Raw genomic sequence first — 23,856 nt, 5'->3', positions numbered from 1 at the left:
TTGGCGTGAAGAAACACCTCAAACCGGCTCCAGAGGGCGCAACCTGGCGCGGGAGTCCGGCGTAGTTTCGAATGGCCTGTTGTATTCTGGGCAATACCCGGTGAATACCGCGCTGCGGAATGGCGAGGCGCCATTGCCCTGCAACCGGCCTTGCTGTCACAAGGCCACAATCCTTTTGTTTTGGTTAACCATTCGCCGACAATATGCCTGAATCCACCCCCTTATCTTGGGGGTGAAGTCTTAAGTGGGAGTTCCGGCCGATCCTGGTCGGCCGAGAGAAGAGATGTGATGGTGGGCCCGCGAAATCCCAAGGATTCGGGTAAGAACTCGGGCAGCGATCCGGGAGGGAATCCGATTACCGGCTCCGGGGCGACCCGGAGGTCGGCGATCGGCCTGATTCTCGGCGCGCCGCTGCTTGCCGCCTGCGCCGGGGTACAGTCGAGCCTCAGCCAGTTTTCCAGCCCGTTCAGTTCCTCGCAGGCCCCGGCCGGTCCGACCGGCCCTGCGGGTCCGCAGCAACAGCCGCTCGCGGTCGGCACCGGAGGGGTCAAGGTCGGCCTGATCCTCCCGCTGTCGGCGCAGGGCAATGCCGGCGTCGCCGCGCAGTCGATGAAGAACGCCGCGGAAATGGCGTTGTCGGAATTTCTCAATCCCAATATCCAGATTCTGATCAAGGACGACACGGGGAGCCCGCAGGGTGCCCAGCAGGTTACCCAGCAGGCGCTCGACGAAGGATCCGAGATCATCGTCGGGCCATTGTTTGCGCTGTCGGTTCCGGCGACGGCGCAACTGACCCGGGCGCGCGGCATACCGGTGATCGCGTTCTCGACCGATTCGAGCGTGGCCGGCCGCGGCGTCTATCTCCTGAGCTTCCTGCCGGAGTCGGACGTCAACCGGATCGTCGAATACGCCGCCAGCATCGGCAAGCGATCGTTCGCGGCGCTGCTGCCCGAGAACGCCTATGGCAACGTAGTGGAAGCGGCGTTCAAGCAGGCGGTGGGCCGCCGGGGCGGGCGCGTCGTGGCCTTTGAAAAATACGGCGCCGATCGAGCCGGGCCCGCGCAACGGGTGGCGCAGGTGCTCGGCCAGGCCGATGCGCTGCTGCTGGCCGACGATGGCGATTCAGTCGTGCAGGCGGCCGATGCCTTGACGGCGGCGGGCGCCAATTTGAAGAGCGTCCAACTGCTCGGGACCGGCCTGTGGGACAATCCGCGCGTGTTTGCGAGCCCCAAACTACAGGGCGGTCTTTATGCGGCGCCGGATCCTTCCGGCTTTCGCGCGTTTGCCGCGCGCTACCGCGCCAAATTCGGCGGCGTCGAACCAGTGCGAACCGCAACCCTGGCCTATGACGCGGTGGCGCTGGTCGCCGCATTGGCGCGCACCCAGGGCGGCAAGCGTTTCACGCCCGATGTGCTGACCAATACGTCGGGCTTTGCCGGCATCGACGGCCTGTTTCGTTTCCGCGGCGACGGCACCAATGAGCGTGGCCTCGCCGTCATGCGCGTGGCCACAACCGGTGGCGTCCCGGTCGCGGGCTCGCCGAAGAGTTTTGTGTAATCACAGATTGTCATCCCGGCGAAGGCCGGGATGTGGATTCACATTCGAAGTGCAACACTTGAGCAAAGGTCTCAGCGGGGGTGCTGAAGTCAAGGCATTTGCGCGGGGTGTTGTTGTAGGCGGCGATGAGGCGACGGAAACGGCGGGTTGAGAGCGTGGCGAGGTCGGTTTTGCGGGGGATGAAGCGGCGCATTCGTCCGATGGCATTTTCGACGCCGCCCTTTTGCCAGGGCGCGTAGGGGTCACAGAAGAAGGTCTGGATCGCCAGGCTGCGCAGCGCGAGATGGCGGGCGAACTCGGTGCCATTGTCGAAGGTGACGGTCTGACGGAGCGGTTGGGGCAAGCTGGCGAACAGATTAACGAGATGCCGGGCGACGCCATGGGCCGCCTTGCTGGTCAACCGGATCGCCAGCAGGAGACGGGACTTGCGCTCGTGCACGGTCAGGATCGCCTGACCGTATTTTGCGAACATCATCAGGTCGGCTTCCCAGTGCCCGCATGTCGTGCGATCGGCGGCCTCGATTGGCCGGTTTGCCACGGAAACACGGCCTTCAATGAAGTTTGGCGAGCCTCCGCCCTTCCTGCCGCGGCAGCCGCGCTTGCTCTTGCCGCGAGGCAGATAGTGCCTTGGTGCGGGCCAACTGGGCGTAGATGAAGCGATAGATGCTCTCATAGGAGATCACCTTGCGCCGCTGCTCGCGCTTGAGCCGGCCGGCGATCTGCTCGGGCGACCACCCGCTTGCGAGCCGCTCAATGACGGCGGCCCGCAAGCTCTCATCACGTTCCAGCCGCGATCCCTTCCAGCGCCGGGCCCGGGCCTGCTGCTGGGCGTAGCTGGGCTTGTACCCCACCTGAACGCCGCGATTGCGCTTCAACTCCCGAGAGACCGTTGATGGCGCGCGATCCAGAGCTGCCGCGATTTGCCGGACCGAGCTGCCATTGGCAGAAAGCCGGGCAATCTCGCATCGATCTTCCAGGGAAAGCTGCTCGTAACTCCGCCCCATGCCAACACCTCCAGCCGGAAGTGTTGCACTTCGTTTGTGAACTCAGGGGACCCATACGCCGCGGCGGTGATTGTGCGGTTGGTATTGGCAGCTCTGCTCTATCGAGAGATCACGCGGTATGGGTCCCGGCCTTCGCCGGGACGACATCACGCCGCCAGATCCGCGACTACCGCATCGAGCACCGGAAATCCGGCCTGCGTGACCCGCAGCCGTCCGCTGTCATCGACGACAATGGCGCCTTCTTCGCGCAGCACGGCGATGCGGCCGGGATCGAGCGCGCGACCGGACAGCGCCGCGTAGCGCTTGGGGTCGATGCCCTCGGCCAATCTCAGCCCCATCAGCAAAAATTCGTCGGCGCGCTCTTCGCTGTTGAGATGATCGTCGGTAACGACGCCGTGGCCTGACGCCTCGACCCGCATCAGCCAGGCTTCCGGACGCTTCTCGGTGGCGATCGCGTGCCTGATGCCATCGATATCAAGGCGTCCATGCGCGCCGGGACCGATACCGGCATATTCTTCGCCGCGCCAGTAGACGAGGTTATGTTTGCACTGCGCGCCCTCGCGCGCGTGATTGGAAATCTCGTAGGACGGCAGGCCATGCTGCGCGCAGACTTCCTGCGTGACGTCATAGAGCGCGCGCGCGACCGCTTCGTCCGGCGTCTTCAGTTTGCCGGCGGCGTGCAGCCCGAAGAACGGCGTGCCTTCTTCGATCGTGAGCTGATAGAGCGACAGATGCTCGGCCGCTTCCGAGATCGCGAGTTTTAGTTCGTCGGTCCACATCTGCGGCGTCTGGTCGGGACGGGCATAGATCAGATCGAACGAATAACGATCGAACGAAGTCCGCGCGATCGCGACCGCGTCGAGCGCTTCGCGCGCGGTGTGCAGCCGTCCCAGCGCTTTCAGCGACGCATCGTCCAGCGCCTGCACGCCGAGCGAAACGCGATTGACACCGGCCGCGCGATAACCTGCAAAGCGCGTCGCCTCGACGCTGGTCGGGTTGGCTTCCAGCGTGACTTCGACGTCAGGCGCGACGCGCCAATGCTTGCCGATCGAATCCAGGATCGCGCCCACGGTTTGCGGCCGCATCAAGGACGGCGTGCCGCCGCCAAGAAAGATCGACGACACTTCGCGGCCCGGGGCGCGCGCCGCGGTGGTTTCGATTTCCCGGGCGAAGGCGCGGGCGAACCGATCCTCGTCGATGGGTGCGTGCCGGACATGGCTGTTGAAATCGCAATAGGGACATTTCGACAGGCAGAACGGCCAATGCACATAGACGCCGAAGGCTTCAGTCTTTCCCTCTCCCGCTTGCGGGGGAGGGTTGGGGTGGGAGCTCTTCGCACCGTTCACAGGCAGATCTCCGCCAGTTTGACGAAGGCGCGGGCGCGATGCGACAGCCCCAACCCCAGCGGCGGCAGGCCGTGCTTCTCGATGCTGGTCATCTCGCCGAAAGTACGCGTATGTCCATCCGGAAGAAATGCCGGATCGTAGCCAAAACCTGCGGTGCCGCGCGGCGGCCACACCAAAGTTCCCTCGACGCGGGCCTCGACCTCTTCGAGATGATCGTCGGGCCAGGCCACGCAAAGCGCGGAAACGAAATAGGCTCTGCGTTGCACCGGCGTCGTGGCGCCGCGTTCCTGCAGCAGACGTTCGATCTGCGCCATCGCGGCGGCGAAATCCTTGTTCGGGCCGGCCCAACGCGCCGAAAAAATCCCGGGCGCGCCATCGAGCGCCTCGACCGCCAGCCCGGAATCGTCGGCAAACGCCGGAAGGTTCGTGGCTTTCGCGGCGGCCGCGGCCTTGATCAGCGCATTGGCGCGGAAGCTGTCGCCGGTCTCGTCGGGCTCGTCGAGGCCGAGTTCGCCCGCGGAGACGGCTTCGACGCCATAGGGCGCCAGCAGTTCGCGCATCTCGGCGAGCTTGCCGGGATTGTGGGTCGCGATCACGAGCTTGCCGGTGATTCGGCGATGTTGGGTCATGGGCTTTTATAGTTCGTCATGGCCGGGCTTGTCCCGGCCATCCACGTCTTATTCACGCCGTCGCCATTTTCTGCAGATCGACCAGCCGCACCACGCCTTTGCGCGCCAGGGCCATCAGCGCCAGGAACTCGTCCTGCGAGAACGGGGTCTTTTCGGCGGTGCCTTGTACCTCGATGATTCGGCCGTCGCCGGTCATCACGAAATTGGCGTCGGTATCGGCTTCGGAATCCTCGGCGTAATCGAGGTCGAGCACCGGCGTACCGTTATAAATGCCGCAGGAGATCGCGGCGACATTGTCGCGCAGCACGTTGCCCTTGATCATGTTGCGGCTCTTCATCCAGCCGATGCAGTCGGCGAGCGCAACCCAGGCGCCGGTAATTGAGGCCGTCCGGGTGCCGCCATCGGCCTGCAGCACGTCGCAATCGACGGTGATCTGGCGCTCGCCCAGCGCTTCCAGGTCGAGGGTGGCGCGTAGCGAGCGGCCGATCAGGCGCTGGATTTCGACGGTGCGGCCGTTTTGCTTGCCGGCCGAGGCCTCGCGGCGGGTGCGCTCCAGCGTCGCGCGCGGCAGCATGCCGTATTCGGCCGTGACCCAGCCGCGGCCCTGGCCCTTGAGCCATGGCGGCAGGCGCTCTTCAAGGGTGGCCGTCACCAGCACATGGGTGTCGCCGAATTTGACCATGCAGGAACCCTCGGCATATTTGACCACGCCGCGTTCCAGCGACACGGCGCGCAGTTCATCCGGCGCACGGCGGCTTGGCCGCATGGGAAATCCTCCAGAATTCGAAAAGGTTGTGGCTGGCGGTGCTTGTAGGAGGGCGATTGGCCAGCGGCAAGGCCTTTGGCGGTAATGGCGGCTTGTAACTGGCCCCCAAGCGCGACAAGTTAGGGTCTGTCACTAGGAGTATCCCGTGGCCCACCACGAACCGATTGGCCTGATCGCGCCGCATGCCGGGCTCGCCCAGCTCAATGAGCGTTCCCGCGACATTTTTCGTCAAATCGTCGAGAGCTATCTCGCTACCGGCGAACCCGTCGGATCGCGCAATATCTCGCGCCTGATCGCAGTACCGCTGTCGCCTGCGTCGGTGCGCAACGTGATGTCGGATCTCGAGGCGCTCGGCCTGATTTATGCGCCCCATACCTCGGCAGGACGGTTGCCGACCGAATTTGGCTTAAGGTTCTTCGTCGATGCCCTGATGCAGATGGGCGATCTCACCGAGCCCGAGCGGCAATCGATCCAGACCCAGCTCTCCTCGGTCGGCAAGGCGCAGTCGGTGGAAGCCGCCCTTGGCGAAGCGCTGACCCGGCTGTCCGGGCTGACGCGCGCGGCGGCGGTGGTGCTGACGGCGAAATCCAATTCGCGGCTCAAACATATCGAATTCGTGCGGCTGGAGCCGGAACGGGCGCTGGTGGTGCTGGTCGGCGAAGACGGCCAGGTCGAAAACCGCGTGTTGACGTTGCCGCCGGGTGTTCCCTCATCGGCCCTCACAGAAGCGACCAATTTTCTCAATTCGCGAATTCGCGGCCGCACGCTGGCGGAAGCCCGGCTTGAGCTGGAAACCGCGCTGACGCAAAACCGCACCGAACTGGATCAACTGACGCAAAAGGTGATCTCCGCGGGCATTGCAAGCTGGTCGGGTGGGGAAACCGACGACCGGCAATTGATCGTGCGCGGCCACGCCAATCTGCTCGAGGACCTGCACGCGCTGGAGGATCTCGAACGCGTCAGGCTGCTGTTCGACGATCTCGAGACCAAGCGCGGCGTGATCGATCTGTTGGGACGCGCCGAGCGCGCCGAAGGGGTCAGGATCTTCATCGGATCGGAGAACAAGCTGTTCTCGCTGTCCGGCTCGTCCACGATCATCGCGCCCTACAGCGATGGCGCCGGCCATATCGTCGGCGTGCTCGGGGTGATCGGGCCGACCAGGCTCAACTATGCCCGGGTCATTCCAACGGTGGATTATGCCGCGCGCATCGTCAGCCGGATGCTGGGTGGATGATGCCGGCTTGGAAGATACTGGCCGATATCAGGCTGAAATCTCGCTTTTAAGACGTATTTTCTTCACGCTAACCGGTTCCTGCTTCGCTCAAAGGCGCCACGGCGCTTGATTTTCCGCGCCTAAAGCACGATATCCGGCCCAGCAATTCCAATCATTCCAATCAATCCCAAGACGATTTCGAGAAGGCAGTGTGATGACCGATCCCAACGGGCAAAAGGACAATCCGGCGAACCCGGCACAGGGCCCCGAACCCGTGGTGTCCAAGCCCTACGTCATGCCTGATGACCCCGAGGAAGGGTCGGTTGAAGCGCTGGCCAAGGAGGTCGCGGAATCGCGCGACAAGATGCTGCGCACGCTGGCGGAGATGGAAAACCTGCGCAAGCGAACCGCGCGCGAGGTCGCCGATGCGCGCACCTATGGCATCACCGGTTTTGCACGCGACGTGCTCGATATCGCCGACAATATGCAGCGCACGCTCGATGCGGTTCCGGCCGATACCCGCGCCGCAGCCGATCCGATGTTGAAGGCGCTGATCGAAGGCGTTGAGCTGACCGAGCGGTCGCTGCTCAACACGCTGGAGAAAAACGGCGTCAAGAAATTCGATCCGGCGGGCGAGAAGTTCGATCCGAATTTCCAGCAGGCGATGTACGAAGTGCCCGACGCATCCGTTCCCGCCGGAACGGTCGTGCAGGTGGTGCAGGCCGGCTACACGATCGGCGAGCGCGTGCTGCGTCCGGCGCTGGTAGCGGTGTCCAAGGGCGGCGCCAAGGCGAGTGCTTCGGAATAGGGGCTGAGTCCTCTCGGCGGGTTCGCTTACCTCTCCCGCGTGCGGGGGAGGTCGACGCGCTCAGGAGCGCAATTGCGCTCCGGTGCGCGGCGGGTGGGGGAAATTCTATCCTCCCCTCGACTATCGGAGTTTGCGGAAGCACCCCCACCCCGGCCCTCCCCCGCAAGCGGGAGAGGGGGCGCACCTCGGTTGTTGCGACAAACTCATCCGATCCAATCTCTACACCGCAATATCACTCGACTGAATCCGCTTGACGCCGGCCTTGGCCATGTCGGCCCAGGCCTTGGCCATCGAGCCTTGGGTGTCGATCCCGCGGCAGGCATCTTCAACCACATAAGCTTCAAAACCGGCCTTGCGCGCATCGAGCGCGGTCCAGGCGACGCAGAAATCCGTCGCCAGCCCGGCCACGAACAGGCGCTGTATCTTGCGCGCCTTGAGATAGGCGGCGAGGCCTGTCGTGGTCTTGCCGTCGGCTTCGGTGAAGGCCGAATAGCTGTCGACGTCCTTGTGATAGCCCTTGCGAATGATGAGCTCGGCTTGCGGGATCGACAGGTCCTTTGACAATGAGGCGCCGTCGGTGCCCTGCACGCAGTGATCGGGCCACAGCACCTGCTTGCCGTAAGGCAGATCGATCAGCTCGAACGGCTTCTTGCCGGCATGGGCCGATGCGAAGGAGACGTGACCTGAGGTGTGCCAGTCCTGCGTCATCACGACATTGGCGAAACCCTTGGCGATCCGATTGATCACGGGCACGACCTGCTCGCCGTCCTTTACCGCAAGACTGCCGCCGGGCAGGAAACAATTCTGAACATCGATGACCAGAAGCGCCGAGGTGTCATCGATCTTGATGGAGGCGGCCGCCCACAGCGATTTGGGAATAACGGCCGCGATCGCCATCGTGCCCAAGCCTGCCAGAATCTGCCTTCGGTCGAACATGCTGCATCTCCCCTGTAAGAATGGATGCCAGCAAATCAGGTCGGCGAACGATCGTAAAGCGGGGCCATGCGCGCGTTCGCTCGAATTTTTGGCAGCAATTGCAACCGGAATGCGCTGCAGAAAATATCGGCTTGAATATCCGTCCGTTGCTACTGAATGCCGTCGCGCACCGCACGAAAGCGGGTGAACGCAGCCGGCCATTGATCGCGCGGGGCGGTGCCGATCACGCGAAGCGAGGTCGGGCCGCCGCCGAACCGCAACCATTGCACCACGGTAACAGGCGCATTGTCCTTGCCGGTGGTGGCTTCGAGACGTGTTTCATAACCGGGCGAGCCGTTGATCCGGACCGGTTCGGACATGGTCAGACGCCAGTTGCGGATCCCCGGTATCGAGGTGGCAGCCTGCTGGGCGAAGCGGCCGCGATCTTCCGGCTGCGTCGGCGCCGATCCCATCACGCCAATCACCATGAAGGGGGCGGCCTCGAAGCCGGATTTTTCATCGCCGTCGCCGATCAGGATGGCGCCGCCGCCGGGGGTCAGGGTGCGGACATTCTTGAAGCCGCTGAGGTCGGTGATCTTGAACGGCAGCAGCCCGAGCTGCTCCTCGACCGGGACCTCCTTGCGCACCACGGCGGAAGCAAACATCTGCCGGACCGCGTCGTCGGTGTAAATCCTGCTGGCATTCTCGGGGACCTGGACCGCGACATAGCCGGAGAAGCCGTCGCCCTGCAGGATCATCGAATAACGCCGTACCGGCTTCGGGCCGTCCTTGGTGTTTTCCTTGGTGTTCTCGGCGGTGTAGTAGGCCGGTCCCGTTGCGGTCTCGATGCTCTCGGGCTTGATGCCGCCGGTGCCGGCGGGATTGACCTTGAAGGCACTTACCACTTCGCCGTAGGCCTCGGGCGGCAGCTCCGCGACCAGGACCTTGACGCTTTCATCCTCGGTTTCAAACCCGATGAAGGTCTTGGCCCTGATCAGGCCGACCAGGGGGGTCATTCCGATCCGGGCGCCCGGCGGGAAAACCGGGTCGGCGGCGAAGGCGGGGGACAGCGCGACGAGGAGCAGGGTAACCGCGGATAACAGCCGAATATGCTTCATCGGGAATCTACTGGGTTCGTATTGAGGCCGTTCAATGGTCGGCCGGCGCGGGTCCAAGTTGGATCCCTTGAAGTCGGGCCCCTTGAATCAGTCCGGCTGCTTTTAGCGGGTTTGCCGCTCCGGCAACAGGGCCGGTCCGGTAGGCCATTCTGTTTAGGCCCCCCTTGCTCCCCCTTGCCTGCCCTTGTCTGTTCTCGGGCCGTCCCGGAAGCGGACACTATCTTGCAGGGTTAAGGGATTTTCGGGGCCCAAGGTTACGTCTCGGTCCTTGCGGGGCCTGCCCCCCCTCCTATATGAGGCTCACCGTCGCAATATCGCGAGTATTTGATCGTTGGGGAGTTGGATTGGTGCGCCGTCAGGGCCCAGCCAACCTGCCGCAAAAAGAAGAAGGATGTGAGGACCATGGGAAAGGTCATTGGGATCGATCTCGGCACCACGAATTCGTGCGTTGCTGTAATGGATGGCAAGACTTCGAAAGTCATTGAGAACGCCGAGGGCATGCGGACGACCCCGTCCATTGTCGCCTTTAGCGACGATGGCGAGCGCCTCGTCGGTCAGCCCGCCAAGCGTCAGGCGGTGACCAATCCCGAGCGGACCTTCTTTGCGGTCAAGCGCCTCGTCGGCCGCCGCTACGACGATCCGATGGTCGAAAAGGACAAGAAGCTTGTCCCCTACAAGATCGTCAAGGCGTCCAATGGCGATGCCTGGGTCGAAGCCGACGGCAAAACCTATTCGCCCTCGCAGGTCTCCGCCTTCATCCTGCAGAAGATGAAAGAGACCGCGGAAGCCCATCTCGGCCAGAAGGTCGATCAGGCTGTCATCACCGTCCCCGCTTATTTCAACGACGCGCAACGTCAGGCCACCAAGGACGCCGGCAAGATCGCCGGCCTTGAAGTGCTGCGCATCATCAACGAGCCGACCGCGGCCGCGCTTGCTTACGGTCTCGACAAGACCAAGACCGGCACCATTGCGGTGTACGACCTCGGCGGCGGCACCTTCGACGTTTCGATCCTCGAGATCGGCGACGGCGTGTTCGAAGTGAAATCGACCAACGGCGACACGTTCCTCGGCGGCGAAGACTTCGACATGCGGCTGGTGAGCTATCTGGCTGACGAGTTCCAGAAGGAGCAGGGCATCAACCTGCGCAACGACAAGCTTGCCTTGCAGCGCCTGAAAGAGGCCGCTGAAAAGGCCAAGATCGAATTGTCCTCGACCACGCAGACCGAAATCAATCTGCCGTTCATCACGGCCGATGCATCGGGTCCGAAGCATCTGACGATGAAGCTGACGCGCGCCAAGTTCGAGGCGCTGGTCGATGATCTCGTCCAGAAGACCATCGAGCCCTGCCGCAAGGCGCTGAAGGATGCCGGCCTGACCGCCGGCGAGATCGGCGAAGTGGTGCTGGTCGGCGGCATGACCCGCATGCCGAAGGTTCAGGAAGTGGTGAAGCAGTTGTTCGGCAAGGAGCCGCACAAGGGCGTCAATCCGGACGAAGTCGTGGCCATCGGTGCGGCGATCCAGGCCGGCGTGCTGCAGGGCGACGTCAAGGACGTGCTGCTGCTCGACGTGACCCCGCTGTCGCTGGGCATCGAGACGCTGGGTGGCGTGTTCACCCGCATTATCGACCGCAACACCACGATCCCGACCAAGAAGAGCCAGGTGTTCTCGACCGCCGAGGATAACCAGAATGCGGTGACCATCCGGGTGTTCCAGGGCGAACGCGAGATGGCGGCCGACAACAAGGTTCTCGGTCAGTTCGATCTGATGGGCATTCCTCCGTCACCGCGCGGCATGCCGCAGATCGAGGTGACCTTCGATATCGACGCCAACGGCATCGTCAACGTCTCGGCCAAGGACAAGGCGACTGCCAAGGAACAGCAGATCCGGATTCAGGCCTCCGGCGGCCTGTCCGAGGCCGACATCCAGAAGATGGTCAAGGACGCCGAGGCCAATGCGGCCGACGACAAGAAGCGCCGCGAAGCGGTCGACGCCAAGAACCATGCTGACGCGCTGGTGCATTCCACCGAGAAGGCACTGGCCGAGCACGGCTCGAAGGTCGAGGACAGCGAGCGCCGCGCCATCGAAGACGCCGTCAGCGATTTGAAGGAAGCGCTGAAGGGTGACGATGCCGAGGCGATCAAGGCGAAGAGCAACATCGTGGCGCAGGCTTCGATGAAACTCGGCGAGGCGATGTACAAGCAGCAGGCCGAGGCCGATGCGGCCAAGGATGCCGCCAAGGACGACGTGGTCGACGCGGAATTCACCGAAGTCGACGACGACAAGAACACGAAGAAGTCTGCTTAAATGGCAGTTGCGATGACCCTCATCCTTCGGGACGCGTTAAGCGCGCCGGCCAGGATGAGGGTCATTTTTCGTTAAGCCGAAGGCGGCATTCTCTTGATCTGCATTCTTTCGGAATGAGGATAAACTTCGGGCGGATTTGACGGATGTCCACCACCAAGCGCTGCTACTACGAAACCCTTGAAGTCGAACGTACCGCGGACGAGCCCAAGCTGAAGTCGGCGTTCCGCAAGCTCGCGATGAAATGGCATCCGGACAAGAATCCGGGCGACGCCTCAAGCGAAGTCCGTTTCAAGGAAATCAACGAAGCCTACGAAGTTCTGAAAGACGGCGACAAGCGCGCCGCCTATGACCGCTACGGCCATGCCGCGTTCGAGCAGGGTGGCGGCGGTCCCGGATTCGGCGCCGGTTTTGCGTCGTCATTTTCCGATATTTTCGAAGACCTGTTCGGCATGGCCGGGCAGCGCGGTGGCCGCAGCGGTGGACGCGAGCGCGGCGCTGACCTGCGCTACAATATGGAAATCACGCTGGAAGAGGCCTTCCTCGGCAAGACCGCCCAGATCGAGATTCCGGTCTCGGTGACCTGCGAATCCTGTTCGGGCATCGGCGCCAAGGCTGGCACCAAGCCGAAGACCTGCTCGATGTGCGGCGGCGCCGGCCGGGTGCGCCAGGCGCAGGGCTTCTTTACGCTGGAGCGAACCTGCCCGGGCTGCCAGGGCCGCGGCCAGATGATCGAAGACCCCTGTCCGTCCTGCTCGGGCTCCGGCCGGGTGACGCGCGAGCGCAATTTGTCGGTCAATATTCCGCAAGGCGTCGAAGACGGCACGCGGATCCGGCTGGCCGGCGAAGGTGAGGCCGGCGTGCGCGGCGGGCCGTCGGGCGATCTCTATATTTTCCTGTCGCTGGCTTCGCATGAATTCTTCCAGCGCGATGGCGCAGACCTGCATTGCAGAGTCCCGATATCGATGGTGACCGCGGCGCTGGGTGGCGAATTCGAGGTGCCGACCATCGACAAGGGCAAGACCAAGGTGAAAATTCCCGCTGGAACCCAATCCAGCCGGCGCTTTCGCATTGCATCAAAAGGAATGCCCGTGCTGCGTTCGCGCCAGACCGGCGACATGTATGTCCAGGTCGTAGTGGAAACGCCGCAGAATCTGACCAAGAAGCAGCAGGAATTACTGGCCGAGTTCGAAAAATTATCGTCCGGTGCAACCCAACCCGAGGCTGCGGGTTTCTTCACTAAGGTCAAGGACTTCTTTGGTACCCGCACCGGGACCTGATGACGGTTCGGCTTGACCGTTTCGACTGCTACCTATACCTCTTTATGACCATTTTCTGACACTTCCGCCGCGTGCGGTCCCGCCTGGTAGCGACATGCCTCTGCAATCGTCCGTGCGTGCGTTGAAGAAACCTCTTCGTCTCGATGATGAGGTGCGTTTTCTTCGTTCATGGATTGAGAAACCGCTGCATATGGGCGCGGTGATGCCGTCGGGCCGCGTACTGGCCCGCACCATGGCGCAATATGTCGACATCAATTCCGAAGCTCCGGTGGTTGAGCTCGGGCCCGGCACCGGCGCGATCACCAACGCGCTGATCGAGCATGGCGTCGACCAGAAGCGGCTGGTGCTGGTTGAATATAATCCGGGCTTCTGCGCCCTGCTGCGCGATCGCTATCCGCAAGCCAAGGTGGTGCAGGGCGATGCCTATGCGCTGCGCGATTCGCTCTGGGACGTGCTGAGCGCGCCGGCGTCCGCTGTCGTGTCCGGCCTGCCGCTCGTGACAAAACCGATGCTGACCCGCCTGAAGCTCATTCGTGATGCTTTCCTGGCGCTCGCACCGGGTGCGCCCTTTGTGCAATTCACCTATTCGGTCGCGCCGCCGATTCCGAAATCGCTGCCCGGCGTATCCACAGAAGCCTCCGAGCGGATCTGGATGAACCTTCCGCCGGCGCGCGTGTGGGTGTATCGCAAGGGCTGATGCTATCCGGCGTGCGCTCGCCGCCGTTAGTTCGTCCTGAATGCGATTTAGATCATGTCGGCGCTGAAAATCCTGGTGATCCCCGGCTCGCTGCGCACCGGCTCGCACAATGCGAAGCTCGCAGCGGCGGCGGCGTATCAATTGGCGCAGGCCGGCGTCGATGTCACGCGGCTGTCGCTCGCCGATTTTCCGCTACCGATCTATGACGGCGATCTGCAGAGCAAATCCGGCGTGCCGAAGCATGCGGTCAATCTCAAGCGAATGATCGGCGCCCATCACGGCGTGCTGATGGTCACGCCCGAATACAATTCATCGGTGCCGCCATTGCTCAAGAATACCATCGACTGGGTGTCGCGTGTGCACGACGCGCACGAAACCCGCGGCCAGGTGTTTCACGGCCGCGCCTTTGCGATCGCGGCGGCATCGGAAAACAGATTGGGCGGGACGCGCGCTTTGACGGCGCTGCGGCTTATTCTTTCCGCCTGCCGGGCGATGGTGATCCCCAATCAGCTTGCGCTGTCGTTCGCCGGCGAGGCCTATGATGATATGGACAGGTTGAAACATCCCGCCGATATCGAGGCGCTGGGCGCGCTGGTGCGGCAATTGATCGAAGTTTCCCAGCACGAGGTGAGGTGACATGCAGCTATCCAGCATCGCTCCAAGTGACACGCCGCTCTCCAACATCGCTCTGCGCGACCGGTTGATCGTGGCGCTCGATTTGCCCGATGTCGCCGCGGCGGAAACGATGATCGGCCGGCTCGGCGATAGCGTGACGTTCTACAAGATCGGCTACCAGCTCGCTTACGCCGGCGGCTTGCCGCTAATCCGCCAGCTCGCGGATGCCGGCAAAAAGGTCTTCATCGATCTCAAGCTGCACGACATCGGCAACACGGTGGCGCGCGGCACCGAGAGCATTGCCAAACATGGTGCGACCTTTCTGACCGTGCACGCCTATCCGCAGACCATGAAGGCGGCGGTCGATGCGAGCGCGGGATCGGGATTGAAGATTCTCGCGGTCACGGTGCTGACCTCCTATGACGACAGCGATCTGCAGGAAGCGGGCTATCGCCATAGCGTGCCCGATCTGGTCGCCGCGCGCGCCCGGCAGGCGCAGGAACTTGGTGTCGATGGCATCGTGTGCTCACCTGAAGAGACCACGGCGCTGCGCGGGATCATCGCCCCCCGGATGTGTCTGGTGACGCCCGGCGTGCGGCCGGCCGGCACAAACCTCGGCGATCAGAAACGCATCATGACCCCGGCGCGCGCGATTGCGGCAGGCTCGGATTATCTCGTGGTCGGACGTCCCATCACCGAAGCCGCGGACCCCAAGGCGGTGGCGGAGGTTATCGTGGCCGATATCAAGACGGCATTGGCATAAGCAAACCGGAGAGAAGCACCATGGCAAAAGGCTACTGGATCGGGCGCGTCGACGTTCACAACGAGGAGGGCTACAAGCCCTACGCGGCGGCCAACGCGGCCATCTTCAAGAAGTTCGGCGGGCGGTTTGTCGTGCGCGGCGGCAAGTATTCCGGCGTCGAAGGCCAAAGCCGCACGCGCAACGTGGTGATCGAATTTCCCGACTACGAGACGGCGATGGCCTGCTACCGCTCGCCGGAATATCAGGACAACATCAAGGTGCGGCAGCCGCATTCGATCGCCGATCTTCTCGTGGTGGAAGGCTATGATGGGCCGCAGCCGTAGTTAGATCCTCCTCATCCTGAGCGGCGCGCTCTCCCGCGCGTCTCGAAGAATGTGGCGCGGGCGGTGGCCTTCATGGTTCGAGACGGCGCTAACGCGCCTCCTCACCATGAGGAATGACCAGCGTTAAGCAGGTCAGCAGTGGCCCATCGGTTGCCGGAACCGGCTGCCCCGGCTATACGGCAAAGAAGAGGGTTTTGGACATGGCCGAGATGCGATTGATCGTTGCGGGGGCCGGCGGCCGGATGGGCCGCGCGCTGACGCGCGTGATTTCAGAAACACCGGGCGCCGTCATCACCGGCGCGCTGGAAGCGCCGGGCTCCGACCTCCTGGGCATGGACGCCGGCGTGTTGGCGGGCCTGCCCGCCAATGGCGTGGCACTGTCGGCCGATCTGTGGACGCTATCGGCGAATGCCGACGCCATTCTCGACTTCACCGTGCCCGGCGCGACCATCGCCAATGTCGCGATCGCCGCCGAGCGCGGCCTCGTCCACGTCATCGGCACCACGGGCCTTTCGGCATCGGACGACGCCGTGATCAAGAGCGTGACCTCGCGCGCCATTGTCGTTAAGTCCGGCAATATGAGCCTTGGCGTCAATTTACTGGCGGCGCTGGTGAAGCGGGTGGCGCAATCGCTCGATGAGGATTTCGATATCGAAATCCTGGAAATGCACCACAAGGCCAAGATCGACGCGCCCTCAGGTACTGCTTTGATGCTGGGCGAGGCCGCGGCGGCCGGCCGCCAGATATCACTCAGCCAGCGCTCGGTGCGCGGCCGCGACGGCATCACCGGCGCACGCCGTCCCGGCGATATCGGCTTTGCGTCATTGCGCGGCGGCACCGTCACCGGCGATCACAGCGTGATCTTTGCGGGTGCGATGGAACGCATCGAGCTGACTCACCGGGCCGAGGACCGCACCATGTTCGCGCAAGGCGCCGTGAAAGCGGCGCTATGGGCCCACGGCAAGAAGCCCGGACTGTATTCGATGGCCGATGTGCTTGGGCTCAGCGACTTTTAAACCCGCATGATCCGGAAAAGTGGGTACCGGTTTTCCGAAAGAGATCATGCGCAAACAAAAACGAGATCATGATCCGATCTAATCGGATCATGATCGGGAAAAAACGGAACAACAGGAATGAGCGACCGTCTTCTCGTGCTCGTGCGCCACGGCCAGAGCGAATGGAATCTGAAGAATCTTTTCACCGGCTGGAAAGACCCTGATCTGACCGAGAAGGGCATCGCCGAGGCGAAAGATGCCGGCCGGAAATTGAAGGCGCAGGGGCTTCAATTCGATATCGCCTTCACTTCGGCTTTGCTGCGCGCGCAGCATACGCTCGACCTGACCTTGGCTGAACTCGGCCAGACCGGTCTTCCCGTTCGCAAGCATCTGGCGCTCAACGAGCGCGACTACGGCGATCTCTCGGGTCTCAACAAGGATGATGCCCGCAAGAAATGGGGCGAGGAGCAGGTCCTGATCTGGCGCCGCTCCTATGACGTGCCGCCGCCCGGCGGCGAAAGCCTGAAGGATACGCTGGCGCGCACGCTGCCCTATTTTGTGCAGGAGATTTTGCCGTGCGTATTGCGCGGCGAGCGTACGCTGGTGGCCGCGCATGGCAATTCGCTGCGCGCGCTGATCATGGTGCTGGAAAAGCTGACCCCGGAAGGTATTCTGAAGCGCGAACTCGCGACTGGCGTGCCGATCATTTATCGGTTGAACGCCGACGCCACGGTGGCGTCTAAGCTCGATCTGGCGGGGTAGCAATTCGGGGCCCGTCATTCCGGGGCGATACGAAGTATCGGACCCGGAATCTCGAGATTCCGGGTCTGGTCCTTCGGACCATCCCGGAATGACGTGCTATACACACTCAGTGAATCCCGACCTGTCCGGCTTCCCAGCCCAGCATCGCCTGCTTGCGGGTGATGCCCCAGTGATAGCCGGTCAATGCGCCGCTTTTGCCGAGCGCGCGGTGACACGGCACCACGAACGAGAGCGGGTTTCTTCCGACCGCAGCGCCCACCGCGCGTGAAGCTTTGGGATTCCTGATCTTGTTGGCGATATCCGAATAGCAGACCGCGCGGCCCATCGGGATCTTCAGCAGCGTCTCCCAGACCCGGACTTCGAAATCAGTCCCGATCAGAACCACGCGGAGCGGCTGGTCTTCGCGCCACAGTTTGGTATCGAAGACGCGCTGCGCCAGCGCGGATGTGCCGGCGGTGTCCTCGATATAGGTTGCGCGCGGCCAGCGCCGCTGCATATCGGCGAAGGCTGGCTGTTCCTCGCCTGGATCGGCAAATGCCAGACCGGCCAGGCCGCGGCCGCTGGCAATCACAATCGCGGTCCCGAACGGCGAGGGGTGAAATCCAAATCTTAACGTCATGCCGGCGCCGCCGTTCTTCCATTCGCCCGGCGACATCGCCTCATGGGTGACGAACAGATCGTGCAGCCGCCCCGGGCCCGAAAGGCCGGAATCCAGTGCGGCGTCGAGCACGCTGGCCGAGTCACGTAGCAGGCCCTTGGCGTGGTCGAGCGTCAGCGCCTGCATGAAGGCTTTTGGCGTCAGCCCAGCCCAGCGGCGAAACAGATGGTGCAATTCATCGGGCGTGACGCTCGCCGCGTCCGCCATCGCTTCGATGGTCGGTTGCGTGCGCCAGTGTTCCGAGATGAAAGCGATCGCGCGCCGCACCGAATCATAATCGCGCAGCGCCGCGTTCTCCGAGCCCGGCTTGGCCAGCCGGCGGTCTTTAATGGCGAGGTTCATGTGGTCATTCATGGCTGGGTACATCATGCCTTACGATGTAGGGCCAGTGCGATAGCCAAACCACCCGATTCCTGACGACGTGGCGTTTTCAAGCGAAGTGGACGCCGGTTCGCATAGCAGTCAAGCTTACGCAGATTGCGTAGACTTATCTGCGGTAGAAAACGCGTCAAAAAAAGCAAATCAGGATATCGGATTGTAAGTCACACCCCGTCGCGCGGCCTGCAGTGCATCCGTTAAGGCATTGGCAAAACTTGCTTTTTCATCCGGGCCGAGAAAGGTCGCGATCGTGAAGCGGCGGCCTTTTGAGACCAGAGTGAGCCGTTCGATGCCGAATTCGGCGTGGGTCTTGCGGTCGAGCCGGACCCAGAGCGGATTGAGCACGAATTCGACTACATGGCCGCGATGGCTGACCCGGCGCACGCGCAGTTCGGACGGCGTCACCGAAATCTCCTCGGTGGCCCGCGCGCGGCGGAAATTGACCCGGAACGCCCAGTAGATCGCGAGAATGTCGAGGCCGAAAAAGCCGAACACCGGCCACGCGCCCATCAGCCAAAAAGCAACGCCGGCCGCGAAACTGACCGCGCTGAGAAATCCCATCAGCACCAGGAATCCGGTGCTATTGAGCGAGCGATGCGGCGTCAGCAGCGCCGAAAATAATTCCGGCTGTGCCTGCGGATCAAATTCGTTGCCTGCGGTCATGACCTGTCAGTATACCCGGATCATGGCGAAAATCACCCGCAGACTACCCTCCAAAGCGAAACCAGCGTCGAAGCCAGCGGTGAAAAAATCCAGCGCTTCGAAGTCCAAGGTTCCGGCCAAATCCAAGCCCCCGACCAAGCCGAAGGCTTCAGCCAAGAACAAGGCAATTTTCAACAAGGCCTGGACACCGGCTGAAGTCTACGAAGCCTTCGACCGTTTTCGTAAAGCCAATCCCGAGCCGAAGGGCGAGCTCGAACATCTCAACCCCTATACGCTTTTGGTCGCCGTCGTGCTGTCGGCGCAGGCGACCGACGCCGGCGTCAACAGGGCGACGCGCGCGCTGTTCGCTGTCGCCGATACGCCGCAAAAAATGCTGGCGCTGGGTGAGGATAACGTTCGCGATTACATCAAGACCATCGGGCTCTATCGCAACAAGGCCAAAAACGTCATCGCGCTGTCGGAAAAACTGATCACTGATTTCGGCAGTGAAGTGCCGCGCACCCGTGAAGAACTGGAATCGTTGCCGGGCGCCGGCCGCAAGACCGCCAACGTCGTCCTCAACATGGCGTTCGGCGAACACACCATGGCGGTGGATACGCATGTGTTTCGCGTCGGCAATCGCACGGGTTTGGCGCCCGGCAACACGCCGCTGGAAGTGGAACTCGGGCTTGAGCGCGTGATACCCGCAGAATTCATGCTGCATGCGCATCACTGGTTGATTCTGCATGGCCGCTATACCTGCCTCGCACGCAAGCCGCGGTGCGAGGTGTGTCTGATCAACGATCTCTGCCGCTGGCCTGAAAAGACGGTTTAAGGCATCATCTTGGTATCCACGATCGCCACGCGGAATGTTTCTTTTTCGCGCGGCAAGCATGAGTGACAGGGGGCGTCTTTGAGTCAGCAGGATCAGGTCAAGCCGGCACCATCGGCAGGTCAGACCGGTTTACCGCCCTCGTCATACGGTCCGCATATTCGCCGCCTCGCGCTCCCGTTGTTTGCGGTGCTGGTGGCCTTTGGATTTATCGTGCTGGCCACCTTGCGTTGGGATGCATGGACCGGCAATGCGGTGATCCAGACCACCAACGACGCCTATATCAAAGCGGACCTGACCCGGCTGAGCAGCCGGGTTTCGGGAGAGGTTCTCACCGTCGCTGTAGACGATTTCCAGCGCGTCAAGACTGGCGATCTGCTGATACAGATCGATCCCGCCGACTATCAGGCCCAGGTCGCTCTGGCCGAGGCCGGCGTGGCCGGCGCGCAGGCCGTCTTCGACAATCTCGCCAACCAGATCGAGCTGCAATACGCCACCATCGCCCAGGCCGAGGCGCAGCAGGTCTCGGCCTTGGCACAGGAAGTCGAAACCCGCGAAGAACAACAGCGGCAACAGTCGCTGACGCAGACCGAGGCCGGCACACGGCAAAAGCTCGAACAGGCCGTCGCGGCCTATGCCCGGGCGCAAGCGGACGTTAAGGCCAGCCGGGCGCTGATCGCAGCACAACGCCACCAGATCGAGGTGCTGAACGGGACGAAGAGGCAGCGCGCCGCGGATATCGAAGCCGCCAAGGCGACGCTGGCTTCGGCGAAGCTCAAGCTCGGTTACACCAAAATTACCGCGCCGTTCGATGGCGTCGTCGGAGAGCGGGAAGTTCAGCCGAACGACTACGTCAATATCGGGACCAACCTGATCAACGTCGTGCCGCTGCCGGACGTCTACATCATCGCCAATTACAAGGAGACCCAATTGACCCGGGTCAGACCGGGCCAATCCGTCGATGTCACCGTCGACAGTTTCCCGAGCCAGCGGCTGCATGGCCGCGTCGAGCGTATTTCACCGGCCAGCGGATCGCAGTTTGCATTGTTGCCGCCCGATAATGCGACCGGCAATTTCACCAAGGTGGTTCAGCGCATTCCGGTTCGAATTCAATTCGACAAGGGCCAGCCGCTGCTGGAGCGTTTGCTGCCGGGCATGTCGGTGGTTACCGAAATTCACACCGACGATGCGGTGTCGAATGCCGGAAAATAGCGACGATACCGGTCAGGGACCGCGTTCGCGCGGCGACGTCGCGCCGCAACCTCTGTTCGCCGTCGTGGCAGTGTTGCTCGGCGCTTTTCTCGCCAATTTCGATAGCCGGCTGACGACGGTTGGATTACCGGATTTGCGCGGGGCCTTTTCGCTCGGTTTCGATGAGGGCGCCTGGCTGTCGACGGCAGGGATCGGTTCGCAGATCTTCATTGCGCCGGCGGTCGCCTGGCTCGCGACCGCCTTCGGCCTGCGCCGTGTTCTGGGCGTCCCCAGCCTGGCCTACGCCCTGGTCTCGCTGGTGATACCCTTCGTGCGCGATTACGACACGCTGATCGTACTCAGCGTCATCCACGGCCTGCTGCTGGGCACCTTCGTCCCCGCGACGCTGATGATCATCTTCCGCAACCTGCCGATCGCATGGTGGCTGCCGGCGATCTCGCTCTATTCGATCCGGGTTGGCTTCGCGCTCGATAGCGGATCGTCGCTGGTCGGCCTCTATGTCGATCATCTGGGATGGCAGTGGGTGTACTGGCAGGGCGTGGTGATCGCGCCGCTGATGTGGCTGATGGTCCATCTCGGGACGCCGCGAGAACCGGTCAATCACGAAGTGCTTAAAGGCGCCGATTGGGGCGGCATGCTGCTATTGGGAGCCGGCGTTTCCATGGTCTATGCCGGCCTCGATCAGGGCAACCGCCTCGATTGGCTGGAATCCGGCACCGTCGCGGCGCTGCTGATTGCAGGCGGCGTGCTGTGCGTCCTGTTCCTGATCAACGAGACGCTGGTGCGCCGGCCGTGGGCGCACGTCAACGTGCTGTTTTCGCGCAATGTCGGGCTCTCGCTGGTCGTCATCCTGCTCTACACGCTCACCAGCCTGTCTAATTCATCGCTGGTGCCGAATTTTCTCGGCACCGTCGTGCTGTTGCGGCCCGAGCAGACCGGCGAATTACTGGTGACCTATGGCGCGCTGCCGATGTTCGTGTTGGTGCCGCTATCGATCCTGCTGCTCAGGCATTTCGACCCTCGCTTCGTCCTCATCATCGGCCTGTCAGCCTTCGCCACCGCGAATCTGCTTGGTACGCAACTGACGCATGACTGGGCGCGCGGCGATTTCGTCACCATCGTGGTCCTGCAATCGATCGGCCAGGCGTTCACGCTTTTGCCCATTATTCTCCTCGCATTGGTCAATTCCGATATTACCCGGGCGACCGCATTCGCGGCCTACATCCAGATCATGCGGCTTGGCGGGGCCGAGATCGGCATTGCGCTGATGGGCACCTGGCTGCGCGTCCGCGAACAGATCCATTCCAACTTTCTCGGCCAGCATGTGGAGAACGGCAGTACAGCCGTCACCAAAATGCTCAATCAATTGTCGGCGGAGTTCACCAGCCGCGGCGCATCAACCGCGATGGCACGCGCTACGGGATCGCTCGCTGCGCTGGTGCAACGCGAAGCGAATGTGCTGGCCTATATTGACGGCTTTTGGCTGACATTCTGGCTGGCGATGGCCGCGCTGGGCTTTACGGCCCTGATGACCCGCGCACCAGCGGGTCCGTTGTCGCCTGTGCCGCTTGGCTTCGCGCAGGCCGTGATGCGGCGGCTTGGACTCTCCCGGGGATAACAACAACGCGCCTGCGGTTGATCGCCGCCTTGTATCCGGGTGTCGCCGCGCCTACGCTTGATGATGCGCCAAAAATGGCGTGAAGGCCTAACTCAAGGGCCACATCTATCGGGGAGTGACGCCGTGCGATCCAGGCTTCTTGCTTTTGTGACAGCTAACGCGTGCCTTGTCGGCATTTTCTTGGGATCCGCCGCACAGGCGCAGATCTCCGACGATGTCGTCAGGATCGGCGTGCTCAACGACCAGTCCGGTCTCTATGCGGATCTGGGCGGTCCAGGCTCGGTGGTCGCCGCGCGCATGGCCGTCGAGGATGCGGGCGGCACAGTGCTCGGCAAGCCGGTCGATATCGTGTTTGCCGATCATCAGAACAAATCCGATGTCGGCGTCGCCGTGGCCCGGCAATGGTTCGAGATCGGCAAGGTCGACATGGCGATCGGCTTCGACAATTCGGCGGTCGCCTTGGGCGTCGAGCAACTCGCCTTCGAGAAGAACCGCATCGCGATTGCGGGCGCGGTCGGCAGCACCGCCTTTACCGGCAAGTCCTGCACCCCGAATGAAGCCTCCTGGATCTATGACAGCTACGCGCTGACCACGAGTCTGGCCAAGGCCACCGTGGCGGAAGGGCGCGACACCTGGTTCTTCATCACCGTCGATTACACCTTCGGTCATTCGCTGGAAGCCGATGCGACCGCGGCGGTGAAAGCGGCCGGCGGCAAGGTGCTCGGCAGCGTGCGTCATCCGCTCAACACCGCGGATTTCAGCTCCTATCTGCTGCAGGCGCAGGCCTCCGGCGCCAAGGTGGTGGCCTTTGCCAATGGCGGCGGCGACATGGTCAACGCCACCAAGCAGGCCAACGAATTCGGGCTGACCAAAAATCAGACTCTGGTGTCGCTGCTGGTGTTCATTTCCGACATTCACAGCATGGAGCTGAAAGCCGCGCAGGGATTGAAGTTCATCACCGCGTTCTACTGGGATCGCAATGAAGAAACCCGCGCCTGGTCGAAACGCTTCTTTGAGCGCCAGGGCCGGATGCCGACCATGCCGCAGGCCAGCGTCTATTCGGCCGTTCGCCACTATCTCGCCGCGATTGCCGCCGCCGGTACCGACGAGGCCAGGGCTGTGATGGCGAAAATGCGCGAGACTCCGGTCAATGATTTCTACGTCAAGAACGGCCATCTGCGCGAAGACGGCCGGCTAGTGCACGACATGTATTTTGCGCAGGTGAAAACGCCGGCGGAATCCACCAAGCCGTGGGATTATTACAAGATCCTCGGGACCATTCCCGGCGATCAGGCGTTTCGCTCATTGTCGGATAGCGGGTGTCCGCTGGTGGGGAAGTGATGGCAGCAATTGATGTTCCTCATCCTGAGGAGCCGCGAAGCGGCGTCTCGAAGGATGGCCGCGAGTCCATACGTTGCCGCCAT

The 23,856-nt window shown here is 62.6% G+C and carries 24 protein-coding genes; 15 read left to right on the top strand and 9 right to left on the bottom strand.

Annotated features, from left to right (window positions below):
• The first annotated feature begins 288 nt into the window (after window positions 1-288).
• Window positions 289-1,557, top strand: a complete 1,269-nt coding sequence (locus HB676_RS01120; protein ID WP_213735803.1) for a penicillin-binding protein activator — start codon at window positions 289-291, stop codon at window positions 1,555-1,557.
• Between the two features lie 10 nt (window positions 1,558-1,567).
• Here the strand turns inward: HB676_RS01120 and HB676_RS01115 are convergent, their stop codons facing one another.
• The 5 genes from HB676_RS01115 to rph all read right to left on the bottom strand — a co-directional run bounded on the left by HB676_RS01115 (window position 1,568) and on the right by rph (window position 5,302).
• Window positions 1,568-2,176, bottom strand: a complete 609-nt coding sequence (locus tag HB676_RS01115; RefSeq protein WP_249780023.1) for an IS30 family transposase — start codon at window positions 2,174-2,176, stop codon at window positions 1,568-1,570.
• Window positions 2,109-2,561, bottom strand: coding sequence for a helix-turn-helix domain-containing protein (locus HB676_RS01110; protein WP_213735802.1), 453 nt, complete (start codon window positions 2,559-2,561; stop codon window positions 2,109-2,111). Before HB676_RS01110 ends, HB676_RS01115 begins: the two co-directional genes overlap by 68 nt.
• A gap of 146 nt (window positions 2,562-2,707) precedes the next feature.
• Window positions 2,708-3,907: a radical SAM family heme chaperone HemW gene (hemW, locus tag HB676_RS01105; RefSeq protein ID WP_213735801.1), complete on the bottom strand. Its 1,200-nt coding sequence runs from the start codon at window positions 3,905-3,907 to the stop codon at window positions 2,708-2,710.
• The gene (rdgB, locus tag HB676_RS01100) at window positions 3,904-4,536 is read right to left on the bottom strand and encodes an RdgB/HAM1 family non-canonical purine NTP pyrophosphatase (protein WP_213735800.1); all 633 of its coding nucleotides are present in this window, start codon (window positions 4,534-4,536) and stop codon (window positions 3,904-3,906) included. Before rdgB ends, hemW begins: the two co-directional genes overlap by 4 nt.
• Window positions 4,537-4,588: 52 nt before the next feature.
• A complete protein-coding gene (rph, locus tag HB676_RS01095) occupies window positions 4,589-5,302 on the bottom strand; it encodes a ribonuclease PH (protein WP_213735799.1) in 714 nt (237 codons plus the stop codon).
• A 145-nt stretch (window positions 5,303-5,447) separates the two neighbouring features.
• Here rph and hrcA point away from each other — a divergent pair, with 145 nt between their 5' ends.
• Together hrcA and grpE are read left to right on the top strand one after the other, a co-directional pair.
• The gene (gene hrcA / locus HB676_RS01090) at window positions 5,448-6,536 is read left to right on the top strand and encodes a heat-inducible transcriptional repressor HrcA (protein WP_213735798.1); all 1,089 of its coding nucleotides are present in this window, start codon (window positions 5,448-5,450) and stop codon (window positions 6,534-6,536) included.
• A 193-nt stretch (window positions 6,537-6,729) separates the two neighbouring features.
• Complete coding sequence (gene grpE / locus HB676_RS01085; RefSeq protein WP_213735797.1) at window positions 6,730-7,323, top strand: nucleotide exchange factor GrpE; 594 nt, start codon at window positions 6,730-6,732, stop codon at window positions 7,321-7,323.
• Between the two features lie 219 nt (window positions 7,324-7,542).
• Here grpE and pncA read toward each other — a convergent pair whose 3' ends face one another.
• Together pncA and HB676_RS01075 are read right to left on the bottom strand one after the other, a co-directional pair.
• Entirely contained in the window at window positions 7,543-8,259 is a 717-nt protein-coding gene (gene pncA, locus HB676_RS01080; protein WP_213735796.1) for a bifunctional nicotinamidase/pyrazinamidase, read from the bottom strand.
• A gap of 149 nt (window positions 8,260-8,408) precedes the next feature.
• Window positions 8,409-9,356, bottom strand: coding sequence for a hypothetical protein (locus tag HB676_RS01075; protein ID WP_213735795.1), 948 nt, complete (start codon window positions 9,354-9,356; stop codon window positions 8,409-8,411).
• Between the two features lie 402 nt (window positions 9,357-9,758).
• Here HB676_RS01075 and dnaK point away from each other — a divergent pair, with 402 nt between their 5' ends.
• From dnaK to HB676_RS01035, 8 genes are all read left to right on the top strand, one after another.
• Window positions 9,759-11,660: a molecular chaperone DnaK gene (gene dnaK, locus HB676_RS01070; RefSeq protein WP_213735794.1), complete on the top strand. Its 1,902-nt coding sequence runs from the start codon at window positions 9,759-9,761 to the stop codon at window positions 11,658-11,660.
• A 143-nt stretch (window positions 11,661-11,803) separates the two neighbouring features.
• A complete protein-coding gene (gene dnaJ, locus HB676_RS01065; protein ID WP_213735793.1) occupies window positions 11,804-12,937 on the top strand; it encodes a molecular chaperone DnaJ in 1,134 nt (377 codons plus the stop codon).
• Between the two features lie 94 nt (window positions 12,938-13,031).
• Window positions 13,032-13,634 carry an rRNA adenine N-6-methyltransferase family protein gene (locus tag HB676_RS01060; protein ID WP_213735792.1) on the top strand — a complete coding sequence of 201 codons (603 nt, stop codon included), beginning with the start codon at window positions 13,032-13,034 and terminating at the stop codon, window positions 13,632-13,634.
• A 54-nt stretch (window positions 13,635-13,688) separates the two neighbouring features.
• Window positions 13,689-14,270, top strand: coding sequence for an NAD(P)H-dependent oxidoreductase (locus tag HB676_RS01055; protein ID WP_213735791.1), 582 nt, complete (start codon window positions 13,689-13,691; stop codon window positions 14,268-14,270).
• A 1-nt stretch (window position 14,271) separates the two neighbouring features.
• A complete protein-coding gene (gene pyrF, locus HB676_RS01050) occupies window positions 14,272-15,012 on the top strand; it encodes an orotidine-5'-phosphate decarboxylase (RefSeq protein ID WP_213735790.1) in 741 nt (246 codons plus the stop codon).
• A gap of 20 nt (window positions 15,013-15,032) precedes the next feature.
• Entirely contained in the window at window positions 15,033-15,335 is a 303-nt protein-coding gene (locus HB676_RS01045) for a DUF1330 domain-containing protein (RefSeq protein WP_213735789.1), read from the top strand.
• 200 nt (window positions 15,336-15,535) lie between these two features.
• On the top strand, window positions 15,536-16,351 hold the full coding sequence (gene dapB / locus HB676_RS01040) for a 4-hydroxy-tetrahydrodipicolinate reductase (RefSeq protein WP_213735788.1): 816 nt from the start codon (window positions 15,536-15,538) through the stop codon (window positions 16,349-16,351).
• A 117-nt stretch (window positions 16,352-16,468) separates the two neighbouring features.
• A complete protein-coding gene (locus tag HB676_RS01035; protein WP_213735787.1) occupies window positions 16,469-17,092 on the top strand; it encodes a 2,3-bisphosphoglycerate-dependent phosphoglycerate mutase in 624 nt (207 codons plus the stop codon).
• A gap of 106 nt (window positions 17,093-17,198) precedes the next feature.
• Here the strand turns inward: HB676_RS01035 and HB676_RS01030 are convergent, their stop codons facing one another.
• Window positions 17,199-18,092, bottom strand: coding sequence for a bifunctional helix-turn-helix domain-containing protein/methylated-DNA--[protein]-cysteine S-methyltransferase (locus HB676_RS01030; protein ID WP_213735786.1), 894 nt, complete (start codon window positions 18,090-18,092; stop codon window positions 17,199-17,201).
• A 180-nt stretch (window positions 18,093-18,272) separates the two neighbouring features.
• On the bottom strand, window positions 18,273-18,791 hold the full coding sequence (locus HB676_RS01025) for a DUF2244 domain-containing protein (protein WP_213735785.1): 519 nt from the start codon (window positions 18,789-18,791) through the stop codon (window positions 18,273-18,275).
• A 22-nt stretch (window positions 18,792-18,813) separates the two neighbouring features.
• Here HB676_RS01025 and nth point away from each other — a divergent pair, with 22 nt between their 5' ends.
• From nth to HB676_RS01005, 4 genes are all read left to right on the top strand, one after another.
• Complete coding sequence (gene nth, locus HB676_RS01020) at window positions 18,814-19,605, top strand: endonuclease III (RefSeq protein WP_213735784.1); 792 nt, start codon at window positions 18,814-18,816, stop codon at window positions 19,603-19,605.
• Between the two features lie 156 nt (window positions 19,606-19,761).
• Window positions 19,762-20,814 (top strand): HlyD family secretion protein, encoded by a 1,053-nt coding sequence (locus tag HB676_RS01015; RefSeq protein ID WP_346347241.1) that lies wholly within the window; start codon window positions 19,762-19,764, stop codon window positions 20,812-20,814.
• Window positions 20,801-22,432: an MFS transporter gene (locus HB676_RS01010; protein WP_213735782.1), complete on the top strand. Its 1,632-nt coding sequence runs from the start codon at window positions 20,801-20,803 to the stop codon at window positions 22,430-22,432. The genes HB676_RS01015 and HB676_RS01010 overlap by 14 nt, the downstream gene beginning before the upstream one ends.
• Before the next feature lie 147 nt (window positions 22,433-22,579).
• Window positions 22,580-23,773, top strand: coding sequence for an ABC transporter substrate-binding protein (locus HB676_RS01005; protein WP_346347239.1), 1,194 nt, complete (start codon window positions 22,580-22,582; stop codon window positions 23,771-23,773).
• Window positions 23,774-23,856: the final 83 nt, after the last annotated feature.

Source organism: Bradyrhizobium sp. dw_411, assembly GCF_018449695.1.
In the GTDB taxonomy this organism is placed as follows: Bacteria; Pseudomonadota; Alphaproteobacteria; order Rhizobiales; family Xanthobacteraceae; genus Bradyrhizobium.
The sequence above is the reverse complement of the archived record's forward strand: the minus strand, read 5'-3'. Positions and strand labels throughout refer to the sequence as shown.

Coding starts and splice junctions, on each gene's coding strand:
- HB676_RS01055 (WP_213735791.1), top strand. CDS start 13,689: ATGTCGGCGCTGAAAATCCTGGTGATCCCCGGCTCGCTGCGCACCGGC.
- rph (WP_213735799.1), bottom strand. CDS start 5,302: ATGCGGCCAAGCCGCCGTGCGCCGGATGAACTGCGCGCCGTGTCGCTG.
- HB676_RS01060 (WP_213735792.1), top strand. CDS start 13,032: ATGCCTCTGCAATCGTCCGTGCGTGCGTTGAAGAAACCTCTTCGTCTC.
- dnaJ (WP_213735793.1), top strand. CDS start 11,804: ATGTCCACCACCAAGCGCTGCTACTACGAAACCCTTGAAGTCGAACGT.
- grpE (WP_213735797.1), top strand. CDS start 6,730: ATGACCGATCCCAACGGGCAAAAGGACAATCCGGCGAACCCGGCACAG.
- HB676_RS01025 (WP_213735785.1), bottom strand. CDS start 18,791: ATGACCGCAGGCAACGAATTTGATCCGCAGGCACAGCCGGAATTATTT.
- nth (WP_213735784.1), top strand. CDS start 18,814: ATGGCGAAAATCACCCGCAGACTACCCTCCAAAGCGAAACCAGCGTCG.
- HB676_RS01110 (WP_213735802.1), bottom strand. CDS start 2,561: ATGGGGCGGAGTTACGAGCAGCTTTCCCTGGAAGATCGATGCGAGATT.
- HB676_RS01075 (WP_213735795.1), bottom strand. CDS start 9,356: ATGAAGCATATTCGGCTGTTATCCGCGGTTACCCTGCTCCTCGTCGCG.
- dnaK (WP_213735794.1), top strand. CDS start 9,759: ATGGGAAAGGTCATTGGGATCGATCTCGGCACCACGAATTCGTGCGTT.
- dapB (WP_213735788.1), top strand. CDS start 15,536: ATGGCCGAGATGCGATTGATCGTTGCGGGGGCCGGCGGCCGGATGGGC.
- pyrF (WP_213735790.1), top strand. CDS start 14,272: ATGCAGCTATCCAGCATCGCTCCAAGTGACACGCCGCTCTCCAACATC.
- HB676_RS01045 (WP_213735789.1), top strand. CDS start 15,033: ATGGCAAAAGGCTACTGGATCGGGCGCGTCGACGTTCACAACGAGGAG.
- HB676_RS01035 (WP_213735787.1), top strand. CDS start 16,469: ATGAGCGACCGTCTTCTCGTGCTCGTGCGCCACGGCCAGAGCGAATGG.
- rdgB (WP_213735800.1), bottom strand. CDS start 4,536: ATGACCCAACATCGCCGAATCACCGGCAAGCTCGTGATCGCGACCCAC.
- pncA (WP_213735796.1), bottom strand. CDS start 8,259: ATGTTCGACCGAAGGCAGATTCTGGCAGGCTTGGGCACGATGGCGATC.
- HB676_RS01120 (WP_213735803.1), top strand. CDS start 289: ATGGTGGGCCCGCGAAATCCCAAGGATTCGGGTAAGAACTCGGGCAGC.
- HB676_RS01030 (WP_213735786.1), bottom strand. CDS start 18,092: ATGAACCTCGCCATTAAAGACCGCCGGCTGGCCAAGCCGGGCTCGGAG.
- HB676_RS01010 (WP_213735782.1), top strand. CDS start 20,801: ATGCCGGAAAATAGCGACGATACCGGTCAGGGACCGCGTTCGCGCGGC.